At 35.2% G+C, this 13,548-nt stretch carries 15 protein-coding genes; 10 read left to right on the top strand and 5 right to left on the bottom strand.

From position 1 onward, the window contains the following. Positions 1-488 precede the first annotated feature (488 nt). Positions 489-1,340: a metallophosphoesterase gene (locus GMD78_RS17935; protein WP_155670855.1), complete on the bottom strand. Its 852-nt coding sequence runs from the start codon at positions 1,338-1,340 to the stop codon at positions 489-491. A 146-nt stretch (positions 1,341-1,486) separates the two neighbouring features. Between GMD78_RS17935 and fadH the strand changes: the two genes are divergently transcribed. After that, a complete protein-coding gene (gene fadH / locus GMD78_RS17930) occupies positions 1,487-2,254 on the top strand; it encodes a 2,4-dienoyl-CoA reductase (protein WP_155670853.1) in 768 nt (255 codons plus the stop codon). A gap of 30 nt (positions 2,255-2,284) precedes the next feature. Here the strand turns inward: fadH and trhA are convergent, their stop codons facing one another. The 3 genes from trhA to GMD78_RS17915 form a co-directional block, all read right to left on the bottom strand. Continuing rightward, positions 2,285-2,920 carry a PAQR family membrane homeostasis protein TrhA gene (gene trhA / locus GMD78_RS17925; RefSeq protein ID WP_155670851.1) on the bottom strand — a complete coding sequence of 212 codons (636 nt, stop codon included), beginning with the start codon at positions 2,918-2,920 and terminating at the stop codon, positions 2,285-2,287. 65 nt (positions 2,921-2,985) lie between these two features. Further along, the gene (locus tag GMD78_RS17920; protein WP_155670849.1) at positions 2,986-3,894 is read right to left on the bottom strand and encodes a cation diffusion facilitator family transporter; all 909 of its coding nucleotides are present in this window, start codon (positions 3,892-3,894) and stop codon (positions 2,986-2,988) included. Then, entirely contained in the window at positions 3,894-4,208 is a 315-nt protein-coding gene (locus GMD78_RS17915) for an ArsR/SmtB family transcription factor (RefSeq protein WP_155670847.1), read from the bottom strand. The genes GMD78_RS17920 and GMD78_RS17915 overlap by 1 nt, the downstream gene beginning before the upstream one ends. A 189-nt stretch (positions 4,209-4,397) precedes the next feature. Here GMD78_RS17915 and cbpB point away from each other — a divergent pair, with 189 nt between their 5' ends. The 9 genes from cbpB to GMD78_RS17870 all read left to right on the top strand — a co-directional run bounded on the left by cbpB (position 4,398) and on the right by GMD78_RS17870 (position 13,354). Next, positions 4,398-4,853, top strand: a complete 456-nt coding sequence (gene cbpB / locus GMD78_RS17910; protein ID WP_155670845.1) for a cyclic-di-AMP-binding protein CbpB — start codon at positions 4,398-4,400, stop codon at positions 4,851-4,853. 451 nt (positions 4,854-5,304) lie between these two features. Beyond that, positions 5,305-6,021, top strand: a complete 717-nt coding sequence (gene dapD / locus GMD78_RS17905) for a 2,3,4,5-tetrahydropyridine-2,6-dicarboxylate N-acetyltransferase (RefSeq protein ID WP_155670843.1) — start codon at positions 5,305-5,307, stop codon at positions 6,019-6,021. 12 nt (positions 6,022-6,033) lie between these two features. Next, a complete protein-coding gene (locus GMD78_RS17900) occupies positions 6,034-7,155 on the top strand; it encodes an N-acetyldiaminopimelate deacetylase (RefSeq protein ID WP_155670841.1) in 1,122 nt (373 codons plus the stop codon). Between the two features lie 75 nt (positions 7,156-7,230). Next, the gene (locus tag GMD78_RS17895; RefSeq protein ID WP_155670839.1) at positions 7,231-7,473 is read left to right on the top strand and encodes a YkuS family protein; all 243 of its coding nucleotides are present in this window, start codon (positions 7,231-7,233) and stop codon (positions 7,471-7,473) included. A 200-nt stretch (positions 7,474-7,673) separates the two neighbouring features. Beyond that, positions 7,674-8,216 carry a peroxiredoxin gene (locus tag GMD78_RS17890; protein WP_155670837.1) on the top strand — a complete coding sequence of 181 codons (543 nt, stop codon included), beginning with the start codon at positions 7,674-7,676 and terminating at the stop codon, positions 8,214-8,216. A 122-nt stretch (positions 8,217-8,338) separates the two neighbouring features. Beyond that, positions 8,339-8,791: a TlpA family protein disulfide reductase gene (locus tag GMD78_RS17885; protein WP_155670835.1), complete on the top strand. Its 453-nt coding sequence runs from the start codon at positions 8,339-8,341 to the stop codon at positions 8,789-8,791. A gap of 173 nt (positions 8,792-8,964) precedes the next feature. Further along, entirely contained in the window at positions 8,965-10,716 is a 1,752-nt protein-coding gene (locus GMD78_RS17880) for an ABC transporter ATP-binding protein (RefSeq protein WP_155670833.1), read from the top strand. A 13-nt stretch (positions 10,717-10,729) separates the two neighbouring features. Then, complete coding sequence (locus GMD78_RS17875; RefSeq protein ID WP_155670831.1) at positions 10,730-12,568, top strand: ABC transporter ATP-binding protein; 1,839 nt, start codon at positions 10,730-10,732, stop codon at positions 12,566-12,568. Between the two features lie 117 nt (positions 12,569-12,685). Next, positions 12,686-13,354, top strand: coding sequence for a potassium channel family protein (locus GMD78_RS17870; protein ID WP_155670829.1), 669 nt, complete (start codon positions 12,686-12,688; stop codon positions 13,352-13,354). Between the two features lie 102 nt (positions 13,355-13,456). On the opposite strand, the gene GMD78_RS17865 is transcribed toward GMD78_RS17870, so the two are convergent. Next, on the bottom strand, positions 13,457-13,548 hold a 92-nt coding region (locus GMD78_RS17865; RefSeq protein WP_155670827.1), incomplete at its 5' end, for an IS3 family transposase.

The following is a 13,548-nucleotide window of genomic DNA, read 5'->3' as shown; positions in this document are numbered from 1 at the left end:
ATAAATCGATATAAGTGTAGCATGATTGGAACTAGAATACTATTGAATCACTCATGAAAAAAGAGGGAAGACGAAGCTCCCTCTTTCAGTTAGACAAGAATGGATGAGCATTCTTACGTGTAACTAAGGTTTTTTCTATCAAGGATTGGCAACGACCCAGTTTCAAATACATTAATAGTATTTAGGGAAATATGGTGGATTACTGTAATCATAAATATAAAGCGGTGATGGAAAATCATATGGAGATCTTCCAATAATTGAGTCTTCCATTAATGGTTCGCATGCATAATTTGTAGGGAAGGGATGAGGAGGAAGAAATCTCTCATTTGGATGAATATCAATAAGATGATAGTCAGGCAGAGATATATAGTCTTTTGATAAAAACAATGAAATCTCCCTTTCAATCAATATAGGTTCTCGTCATACTATATGCCAAGATTCATGAAAGGGAGACTGTCATGCTTGTCTTAAATTATTGAGATTATTTTTTATTCGTTTTTTAAGGTGTACACATGTATTTCTGGCTTACACAGAAAGCGATAGGGTACCCTAGTCGTTCCAATTCCGCTGTTAACATAAAGTACTAGATCGCTTGAGTCAAACGTATATTTGCCTTGAACATATTTTTCAGCATAGGACGGAGTGTATAGGTGTCCAATAAGTGGAAGTCGTACCTGGCCTCCATGGCTATGCCCAGATAATTGTATGTCAATCGGGTATTTTTTAGCTATATCAGCAAAATCAGGCTCGTGTGCTAACAAAATCGTAAAAAGATCGGGATTAGCTTGCTCTAGTGTTTCGTTTAGATTTGGTCTTCCTAACATAACGTCATCTATTCCGGCTAACAAGATTCTATCATTATTTTTTTCAATTAGTTGATGCGTGTTTTGAAGGAGCTGAAATCCAGCTTCATCCATGACATTTTTAATGATATCTGTTCCATAACCACCATGATCATGATTACCATATATCCAGTATTTACCGTAAGGAGCTTTTAAAGAATCCAATAATTCGGTAAGATTATTATCCCAATTATATCGATCTGGTGCATCAACTAAATCTCCTGTGAATACGATTAGATCGGGGTTTAGGTCATTTATTTTGGTAATTAATTCGGTGAATTGCTCTAATGTATACTGGAATCCAATATGCGTATCAGAAAATTGGACAATCCTGAAGTTATCATATGTACTTGGAATAATATTAGATTTTATTGTTTCCGTGTGTATGTTAAGAGCTTTTGGCTCAATATCTCTTGCGTAGTAATAGGTTCCTCCACTGATCCCTATCAAGGCTAACGTACTGCCAAATAATTTTTTTAGAAAAGAACGTCTGTTCATATTGCCAACCTTTCTTTATCCTCCATATGCTTATTAAAATTATAGCATGAAATAGGATAGGAAAAATATAATGTTATCTTACTTTTGACCATGAATTGTATAAGCAATATTATGAATAATAAGTAATCAAAAAAGGGGAGAGTTAGATGAAGGGAAAAACAGTTATTGTAACAGGTAGTTCAAGTGGTATGGGAAAGTATATGGCAAAAAAGTTTGCAGATGAAGGTGCTAATGTTGTATTAACTGGTAGAACAGAGGAGAAGTTAGTCAATGTTAAACAAGAATTGATGGAAACAGCTACAGGTGAAATACTTTTCATTCCTATGGATGTTAGAAATCCAGAAGATGTGGAACGGCTTGTGAAGGATACGGTTCATATATTTGGTGGTATTGATCATTTAGTTAACAATGCTGCTGGTAACTTTATTTGTCCTGCAGAAGATCTTTCTGTAAATGGTTGGAACTCTGTTATTGATATTGTTTTAAATGGTACATTTTATTGTAGTAGAGAAGTAGGTAAGTATTGGATTGAGAACAAAAAGAAAGGATCTATACTAAATATGGTTGCTACATATGCATGGAATGCTGGTGCAGGCGTGATCCATTCCTCAGCTGCCAAAGCAGGAGTTCTTAATATGACAAGGACATTAGCAGTTGAATGGGGGACAAAATATGGTATTCGTGTCAATGCTATTGCCCCTGGACCGATTGAGCGTACTGGTGGTGCGGATAAATTATTTCAATCTGAAGCAGCAGCTAAAAGAACGTTACAATCTGTTCCGCTAAACCGCTTAGGAAAGCCAGAAGAAATAGCTGATTTAGCATACTTCCTATTGTCCGATAAAGCATCTTATATTAATGGTGAAGTGGTTACAATGGATGGCGGTCAATGGTTGAATAAATTTCCGTTCTAAACATAAAGCGTGCTATTTGGTAGCACGCTTTTAAATTACATAATAAAACACCGTGAAAAAGTGGAATGCAGAACCTACTAAAACGAATAAATGCCATACAGCGTGGTGGTAAGGAAATCCACGCCAAATGTAAAAGATTGTTCCGATCGTATAAAATAACCCACCAGTTACTAATAGGGTGACACCGGTATCGTGCATCATGGTGGTAAGTGGCTCCCATGCAATAATAATTAGCCATCCCATTAGAATATAGAATATGGTTGAAAGTATGATGAATCTTTTAACGTAGAATACTTTAAATATAATGCCAATTATTGCAATCCCCCAAACTATGATAAATAACGTCCATCCAATCTCTCCTCGTAAATGAACTAATAAAAAAGGGGTATATGAACCTGCAATAAACAAGTAGATTGTTGCGTGATCAAAAATGAGAAATAGATCCTTCCATTTTCCTTTTGGTAAACTATGAACAATTGTGGAAGCAAGATACATCATGAGCATGGTAATTCCAAATATAGTTACGGATACAATTTGCCATAAATCTCCTGTTATCTTTGCATAGCTGATTAGTAATATGAGACCGATCATGCTTAATACAGCGCCTATTCCATGTGTAATTGCATGGACAATCTCTTCCTTTTTAGAAAAAGAATAGACTTTCATTCAAAAAACTCCATTTCGATGATGATACAGGTTAGTATGTTACGTTATTTGGTAAACATACAAGTTCAATCACAGAAGTTACACGTATTTCGAAATGTTGAATTTACCCCTTCTATTTGTAATGTACAATGAGAAATGTGAAATTTAATTTTGATTAAATCGGTTGCTTGATATAGGATTTCGTCTCGATCAACGCTCTCGTCAACCACGATATGACAGCTCATCGTAGGAAATTCGGATGTAATGGACCAAACATGAACATCATGAACGTCTTTTACGCCATCTATTTGAAGTAATTCCTGTATAATTGAATCGATGTCGATGTGTGCGGGTTTCCCTTCCATCAGAATATTAATTGCGTCTCTAGTAATTCGAACCCCAGAAAATATTATTAGAATTGCCACAAGTACACTTGCAATTGGATCAGCGATGTTCCAACCAAATGCAAAGATTAATATCCCAGCTATGATTGCTCCTATGGACCCCAATAAGTCACCTAATACATGAAAGAGTGCACTTCTAATATTCAAATTTTCACTCGATCCCCCGCGTATTAAAAGCCAAGCTACCACAATATTAACAATCAATCCAATGATCGCGATAAACATCATATTGGCACTAACAGTAGGCGGTGTAACAAAACGGTGAAATGCTTCATAAAATATATAAACAGAAATTGCAATAAGTGTAAGTCCATTTATAAATGCTGCTATAATTTCAAATCGTTTGTAGCCGTAAGTCTTTTGTTGATTAGATTTACGTTCGCCTATCTTAAAAGCAAGCAAACTTAACCCAAGAGCTGCTGCGTCACTTAACATATGACCTGCGTCTGATAGTAGAGCAAGGCTATTTGTAAGTATTCCACCAATAACTTCAACAATCATAAACGTTAAAATGGCCAAAAAGCTCCAAAAAAGAACTCTTTTATTGTTTGTATGATGATGGGAATGTTGGTGATCATGTTGGTGTCCCATTATTTAACCTCCTGGTCCGTATGATGGATGTGATCAATGGTTTGCTCAAGTAGATTCATGACATGGTAATCATCTGGTGAATAATAATACATTTGCTTTTCTCTTCTATTTTTAACTAAACGAAGCTGCTTTAAATATTTCAATTGATGAGAAATTGTTGATTGCTGCATATTTAATTTTTTGGAGATTTCATTCACCGATAATTCTTCATGAAAAAGAAGGTACAGTATTTTAATTCTTGTAGGGTCAGACAATGCTTTGAAGGTTTGTGAAACATTCAATATGGTATCGTCATCTAGTGGTTTATAAGTCATAATAGTCAACTCCTATGATAATATGATCATATGTTCATATTAAGAGAAGTGTTACATAAATTCAAATAAAAGATAACATACTTTAAATTTTTTCTTCACTCAATTTATGGTAAACTATGGGTAGAGCTTAAAAACTCCTTTTTGAAGGGTAAGTTGGTTTGACGATATAGAATAAAAGGAGCGTTTGTTATGAGCATGATAGAAGAAAAGGAATTAACGGCAATTACTGTTGAAGATTTAATGATTTCATCTGAGAAAGTTGCCCATGTCCAAGTGAATAATCCTTTAGAACACGCATTATTAGTTTTGGTAAAATCTGGATACTCGGCTGTGCCTGTTTTAGATTCATCGTATAAACTAGTAGGAACAATTGGGAAAACAATTATTCTAAATCAAATTCTTGGACTAGAACGGTTTGAAATGGAACGTTTATCAGAGATGCAAGTAAAGGAGATTATGCACACAGATATTCCGCGCCTTTCAAGGAAAGATAGTTTTATGGATGGATTAAATGCTGTTATTAATTATCCATTTGTTTGTGTCGAGGATGAAGAGGGATTTTTCGATGGGATTTTGACTCGACGAGCAATATTAAAACATATTAGAAAAGATGTATATACTACGAAATACCAGTTAGGAAATTAAGTAACAATACCAAAACGTCCTTTAAGTGAGGGCGTTTTTTTATTACATTTGAATAATTGGTTATCATAATCAACGGAGCAGATCACCTGTTAAATGTGAAAAAGTAATTCTGGTGGTGAACTGAAATTTAATACTGTTAGAAACAGATTAAGTGTAAAATTTTAAATATTGGCTTGAGAGTTTACCTCGCTCCGTAGATTCACTTCCAGCACAAGGGCGACATCTGTTCAAGCTCCTTTTCGTCGCTTTCACAGTGTCTACTTTGCCTTTTCCTGAGTATTTTCGGACAATAAGTTACTTCGTATTCTACATCAATTATTCAGTAAGATTCATCCTGGTTAATGCAGCAATCGTTTAGAAATGCCAATTATAAAAAAATTATACTAATTGTTGCTTGTAGAATAAGTGTTTGCTAAAGTTAAAAAGAATAACATTTCTAGGAGGAATTCGAATGAATATGATGGATGCAAACGAAATTATAAGTTTTATCTCTAATAGTAAAAAGAGTACACCTGTAAAGGTATACATAAAAGGTGACAACTTGAACTCGTTATCATATGAAGGTATCCAAGCTTTTGTGGAACAACAAAGCGGCGTACTTTTTGGAGAATGGAAAGCTATTTCTACCTTTTTAGATCAAAATAAGGAAATTATTACAGATTATGTTGTAGAAAATGATCGTCGTAATTCTGCAATTCCTTTATTAGATCTTAAAAATATCAATGCACGTATTGAACCAGGTGCTATTATTCGTGACCAAGTTGAAATTGGTGATGGTGTAGTAATCATGATGGGTGCAAGTATTAATATTGGCGCTGTTATTGGTGAGGGTACAATGATTGATATGAATGCTGTACTAGGTGGACGTGCAACAGTAGGAAAAAACTGTCATATTGGAGCAGGAACTGTATTAGCTGGAGTTATTGAACCTCCATCAGCAAAACCAGTAGTCGTTGAAGATGATGTAGTCATTGGTGCCAATGTAGTTGTATTAGAAGGAGTTACGATTGGTAAAGGTGCTATTGTAGCGGCTGGTGCGATTGTTACCAAGGATGTTGCCCCTAATACACTAGTTGCCGGAACCCCTGCAAAAGTTCTTAAGGAAATTGATGAGGGTACGAAGTCAAAAACAGAAATTAAGCATGAACTACGTAAATTAGATAACTAAGTAGGCGATACGATGAGTCTAAACTTACAACAAATTAGACGTGAGCTACACCAAATTCCTGAATTAGGGTTTCAAGAGTTCAAAACACAAGCATATTTATTAGAACAAATAAAGTCAATGTCTAATGAACGAGTATTAATCCAAGAGTGGAGAACTGGGATTTTAGTCAAGGTATCAGGACTCAATCCATCAAAGGTTATAGGGTATCGATGTGATATTGATGGACTTCCAATAACAGAAGCGACAGATTACGAATTTCAATCCAAGCATGAAGGAAGTATGCATGCATGTGGTCATGATTTCCATATGACAATAGCACTTGGTGCATTACAAGAGCTAATTGATCATCCAATTCAAGATGATGCCGTATTTCTCTTTCAGCCCGCAGAGGAAGGTCCAGGTGGGGCGTTACCAATGATGCAATCTGAGGAATTCAGTAAGTGGAAGCCTGATTGTATTTTTGCATTACATATTGCACCAGAAATGCCTGTTGGTACTGTTTCAAGTAAACCCGGACTATTATTCGCGAATACAAGTGAATTGTTCTTAGATTTTGTTGGAAAAGGCGGACATGCTGCTTATCCACACTTAACAAAGGATATGACAGTAGCAGCAGGTAGCTTTATTTCACAAATACAGGGAATTATTTCAAGAAATATAGATCCATTGGATAGTGCTGTATTAACGATTGGGAAAATGGAGAGTGGTCATGTGCAAAATGCAATAGCGGAGACTGCTCGTTTAGAGGGGACCATACGAACACTTCGGGCGGAAACGATGGATCTAATCAAGGAAAGATTAGAATCAATCATTCGCGGTTTCGAAATTAGCTATGACTGTTCCATTTCAATTGATTACGGTGCTAATTATTATCAAGTTTATAATAATGAACAGTATGTTCAATCGTTTGAGAATGCCATGAACATTGCTGGAATTACCTACAAAAATGCTAATAAAGCAATGACAGGGGAAGACTTTGGGTACATGCTTAAGGAGATTCCAGGGTTTATGTTTTGGCTGGGAGTTGATTCTCCTTTTGGTCTCCACCATAATCAGCTACAACCTAATGAAGATGCATTATCAGTTGGTGTCAAAGCAGTAATTCAGACCTTTCAACAGATAGCTAGTAAGTAATATTGTTGGTGCATATCTTTTCAACTTCAGGTGATACTAACTATGAAAATATGCATAGTTAGAGGAGTGAATAGTATGGCACGTATTGGTGTAGAAGGAACACTTACTGACGTAAAAGAAGCTCTAATGGAGATGGGTCATGAAGTAATTGATTTACGTTCAGAGGCAGATACAGCTCACTGTGATTGCTGTGTAATTTCTGGACAGGATAAAGATGTAATGGGAATGGCGGATACAAGCATTGCTGGTCCTGTTATTAGTGCAGAAGGTCAAAATGCAGAGCAAATTTGCCAAATGGTCAATGATAAACTAAGCTAATCGATATGAAGGCTTTTTCTTTCACAAAGAAGAAGCCTTCGTTTTTTGACAAGAGGTTTAGAAACCGTTCTTCATGTCCATACTGATTTGTGACAAAATAAGGAAAAAACTTGAAAGTCAAACGTAAATGATTGACTTAGTTAATAAATTCACATAAAATTTTGGATGGTGTAAAAAATATAGTTTTGGAGTGATTACATATGGCAGAAAGAATGGTAGGTAAACAAGCACCACGTTTTGAAATGGAAGCAGTATTGCCAAACAAAGAGTTTGGGAAGGTTAGTTTAGAAGATATTATGAAGGAAGACAAATGGACAGTTCTTTTCTTCTATCCAATGGACTTCACATTCGTATGTCCTACTGAAATCACAGCAATGTCTGATCGTTATGATGAATTTGAAGATCTAGATGCTGAGGTTATCGGAGTATCTACGGATACAATTCATACACATAAAGCTTGGATTAATACGTCTCGTGATGAAAATGGTTTAGGAGACTTAGCATATCCATTAGCAGCAGATACGAATCATGTTGTTTCAAAAGATTACGGAGTCTTAATTGAAGATGAAGGTATTGCATTACGTGGACTATTCATCATTAACCCAGAAGGTGAACTTCAATATCAAACGGTATTCCATAACAATATTGGTCGTGATGTTGATGAAACACTACGTGTATTACAAGCGTTACAAACTGGTGGACTTTGCCCTGCAAACTGGAAACCAGGTCAAGAAACATTATAAGTTATTGGAAATTATTTAACCAAACTTGAATATGATACAGAAGCTGACGCACTATCTTAAATATGTTTATAACAGTGTTTAAGTCAGCTTCTTTTTAATAGTCCAGTGGGAGGTAAACATACATGAAGTTAAGAGATCAAATGCCAGAGCTTGAAGGCGCGACAACTTGGTATAATAGTAAACCAATAACAAAAGATGACTTATTAGGTGGAAAACCGACCTTGATTCATTTCTGGTCTGTTAGTTGTGGTCTTTGTAAAGAAGCAATGCCTAATGTAAACGAGTTCCGTGATGAATACGCAGATGAATTAAATGTAATCGCAGTTCATATGCCACGTTCTGAAAAAGATTTAGATTTAGACCAAGTAAAAGAAGTAGCTGCTGAACATGATATTTCGCAGCCCATTTTCGTAGATAGTGCACATAAGTTAACAGATGCCTTCGATAATCAATACGTTCCAGCTTATTATGTTTTTGATGCTGAAGGAAAGTTAAGACACTTCCAAGCTGGAGGCGGTGGCATGAAAATGTTGCGAAAACGTGTTAACCGTGTATTGGGGAAGGCAGTTAAATAAGTTTGCGAATAATCCTGACTAGTGTCAGGGTTATTTTTTTTGTTTAATTTTATTCTTTTTTAACGTAATTAAAAAAATTTTAAAAAATTAAGTCAAAGATATAGCAATTTATTTCGGTAACCGTTATATTAGTAATTACGGTAAATAAATTACTTCAAGGGGGAGGGACTGTTTTGGATACGTTTAAAAAATTAAAAAGGTTTTATTGGCCACACAAAAAATATTTTTTCAATTCTTTATTTTTCTTGTTTTTTGTAACGGCAATTACTGTTGTGTATCCAATTATTCTTCAATTAACAATTGATGAAGTGGTGGCTGAGGAAAGGTATTCCTTAATTCCATACATTGCAATCGGATTTCTAGTTCTCATGTTTATAAAAAGTATTTCAACATATCTTCATCAATATTTAGGAGACTTGTTCGGTATAACAACCGTATTTCATGTTAGAAATTCTTTGTATAAGAAGCTGCAAGTACTTTCTTTTAAGTACTATGATAATGCTAAAACAGGGGATATTATGTCTCGGTTAACAGCTGATGTAGAAGGGTTTCGTTTCTTTCTATCGGCAGGATTTGCTGAGCTAATTCGCATTATTTTACTAATCGGATTGAGCTTAAGTGTCATGTTTTACTATTCTGTACCACTTGCGCTAGTTACAATGGCTGCCATGCCATTCTTAGTGGTCGTAGTACTTAGGTTTGATAAAAAGGTTCATCCAGCCTTTCGTGGAATTCGTAAATCATTTGGAAGATTAAATACGAGAGTACAAGAAAATATTAGTGGGATGCAGACTGTAAAATCATTATCACGAGAAGATTTTGAAATTGGGCGTTTCTCTGGAAGTAATGATAACTATCGTCAAAACTATCTTAAAACATCTAATATTTGGGCGAAGTTCTTCCCGTTAATGGAGTTCATTGGTAACTTCTGTGCTGTTGCATTGCTTGCATTTGGTGGTTACTTAGTTATATCAGACCAACTTCAACTGGGTGCATTAGTGGCTTTCTTTAGTTTAGTTTGGTATATCATGGGTCCGCTGATGAACCTTGGTTTCGTAGTTAACCAATTCTCTCAGGCAAAAGCTTCAGGGGAAAGACTTCTAGAGATTCTAGAAGGTAAAGAGGACATTGTTGAAAAGGAAAATGCAATTGATACACCGATTAATGGTCATGTAACATTTAACGATGTTACATTAACGTATGTGAAGGACGATGATGAAGCGTTAAAAGATATTAGCTTTGATGCACCACAGGGTAAAGTAATTGGATTAATTGGTTCAACAGGTTCAGGTAAAACTAGTATTACACAACTTATTACACGCTTCTACGAGCCTGAAAAAGGGGAAGTATTACTAGATGGCCGACCAGTATCTGATTATAAAATTAAAACGTTAAGAAAACACATTGGTTTTGTGTTACAAGAATCGTTCCTTTTTTCTACAACGATTCGTGAAAACATTGCTTATGGTAATCCAGATGTTACCGACGAACAAATAATTGATGCAGCAAAACGCGCACAAGCACATGACTTTATTATGGAGATGCCTAAAGGATATGATACATTACTTGGAGAACGAGGGATGGGGCTTTCTGGAGGGCAAAAGCAACGTATTGCAATTGCAAGAGCGATCTGTATTAATCCTAGTATCTTAGTACTAGATGATGCAACTTCTGCAGTTGATATGGAAACAGAATTCAAGATTCAGAAGGCTCTGAAAGAAGTAATGCGTGGAAGAACGTCCTTTATTATTGCTCATCGTATATCTTCTTTAAAACATGCAGATGAGATATTGGTTCTTGAAGAAGGAAAAATTGTTGAGCGTGGAACACATGATGAATTAGTAGAAAATAATGGTCCGTATCAACGTATTTATGATATCCAATATCAAGACCGTGATGCGATCATGAATGCTTCAACGGTGTAAGGGGGGGAGAAATATGTCAGAGATAGCTCAGGATAAAAAGGATCGTCATTTGAAAAGGTTTCATTATACCATCGATCAAGCAATTGAAAAGCCATTTAACTGGCTACAAATATGGCGTTTATTAACATATCTGAAGCCATATGCAAAAACCTATTTATTAGGTGCAATTATCGCAATGATTGTATCTACTGCTGTTCGACTAATTGTTCCAATTATTATAGGTAAGGTTGCAATTGATGTTGCCCTAGAAAATAAAGATGCAACTCTACTCACTTATTTAGTTCTAGGTATTGGATTATTATATTTACTGAACTATGTCGGAAATATATTTCGAATAAAATGGGTTAACATACTAGGACAAAATGTAATATATGATTTACGCCAGCATTTATTTACTCATGTTCAGCGATTGTCTCATCGATTTTTTGATAATCGTTCAGCAGGATCGATCCTAGTTCGAATTATGAATGATACGAATTCACTTCAAGAATTATTTACAAATGGGATAATCAATTTGTTAATGGATATTGCAACATTATTAGGGATTATAGTCATTTTATTTGCACTAAGTCCTAAGCTAGCATTAGCTGTAATGATAGTATTACCATTAATGTTTTATATTTCAACAAAACTGAGACGTAATATTCGACGTTCATGGCAGGATGTACGTATTCAGCAATCCCGTATGAATTCGCATTTAAACGAAAGTATTCAAGGAATTCGTATTACCCAATCTTTCTCTCAAGAAAAAGAAAACACAGAGTTCTTTAATGGAGTAAATACAGATAGTTATCAAAGCTGGAGAACAGCTTCTAAGAAAAGTGCTATGTTTCGTCCATTTGTTGAAATGAGTAATGCAATCGGTACAGTTATTCTGATTACGTATGGTGCTCATCTAATAATTCTAGGCGAGGGTAATGGTGGTATTACAGCAGGTACGTTTGTATCGTTTGCCTTCTTCTTAGGGATGTTCTGGGATCCTATTTCTAGACTAGGTCAAGTATATAATCAATTACTCATGGCAATGGCTTCATCTGAACGTATTTTTGAATATTTAGATGAACAACCAAATGTGGAAGAAGCAGAAAATGCTTATGAATTTGACGAGATGAAAGGTCATATCGAATTTGATAAGGTTCAGTTCTCTTATGATCATGAACGTATTGCTTTACATGAAATTTCATTGGAAATTAAAGCAGGGGAGACAATTGCCTTAGTCGGTCACACTGGAAGTGGTAAGTCGACAATTGCCAATTTAATTAGTCGATTCTATGATCCGACAAGTGGCACCGTTAAAGTAGACGGTCATAATTTAAGAGATGTAAAATTAAGTAGTTTACGTCAACATATTAGTGTTGTTTTACAGGATACATTCATTTTCTCCGGTACAATTATGGAGAATATTCGTTTCGGTCGTCCAGATGCATCTGATGAAGAGGTCATTGAAGCAGCTAAAGTTGTTGGTGCAAATGACTTTATTGACCGTTTAGCAGATGGATATCAAACGGAGGTAGAAGAAAGAGGGAATATCCTCTCAGCAGGTGAAAGACAATTATTATCATTTGCTCGTGCCTTACTAGCAAATCCAAGCATTATTATTTTGGATGAAGCAACAGCAAGTATTGATACAGAAACAGAAGTTAAGATTCAACATGCATTACGCAAACTACTGAAAGGGAGAACAGCAATTATTATTGCTCATCGACTATCAACGATCCGTGAATCTGATAATATCTTTGTTTTAGAACATGGTAAGATCTTAGAAAACGGTAATCACGAGGAATTGATGGAACAAAAAGGTGAGTATTATGATCTAGTTAAATCCCAATTTCAAATGTTAGATGCTATGTAATATAAGGAAGCAATCTTTGTTAAAGAGATTGCTTCTTTTCACTTTTCTTGTTACAGTAAAATGGTATAAAGTGATGTAATTTACTTAAATAGTAGGATTTATCTTGGAGGAAATGCGATGAAACGAGAATTTGCCGTAATAGGATTGGGACGATTTGGTGGTAGTATTTGTCGAGAGTTAAGTAAGGAAGGGATGGAAGTCTTAGCAATAGATAGTGATGAAGATAAGGTAAATGAATTTAAAAACATTGCCTCACATGCAGTTATTGCAGATTCCACAGATGAAGCAACTTTAAAAGATTTAGGAATAAAAAATATCGACCATGTAATTGTCGCAATAGGAGATAATATTCAGGCCAGTATTTTAACTACGGTTATTTTACATGACCTAGGTATTAAACGAATAACTGTAAAAGCCCAAAATGATTATCATGAAAAAATATTAAATAAAATTGGAGCAGACCATGTTGTCCATCCAGAAAGGGATATGGGTAAACGGATTGCACATAGTATTATTTCTAATAATATATTAGACTATCTTGAGCTATCAGATGATCACAGCATTGTCGAAGTGAAAGCTGGTCGAAAGATTATCGGAAAATCATTAATTGAGTTGGATATTCGAGCAAGGTATGGTTGTAACGTTGTTGCAATTAAACAAGGAAAACATATTAATGTATCACCTGCAGCTGATGAGATTTTAAGAGAAGACGATATATTAATTGTTATCGGAGCAGATAAAGATATTTCACGATTTGAAAAACAGTTAGTAATTGATGATGACTAATACTAATACGGAGTTGTTTAGTAACAAGGACTATACTATTCAATAATAGAAAAGACACATCCAATAGTGAAGTGACCCCATAAAGTTAGACAGAATATTTCACTAGGCAGCTGGTTGGGCATGAGTTCGATATTTTATCGGGCTCATGCCCTTCAATTTTGCCTTAATTCGCTTGTTATTATAGTAATCTATAT

Origin of the sequence: Ornithinibacillus caprae, from assembly GCF_009728145.1 — a bacterium.
Lineage (GTDB): Bacteria > Bacillota > Bacilli > Bacillales > Amphibacillaceae > Ornithinibacillus > Ornithinibacillus caprae.
The sequence above is the reverse complement of the archived record's forward strand: the minus strand, read 5'-3'. Positions and strand labels throughout refer to the sequence as shown.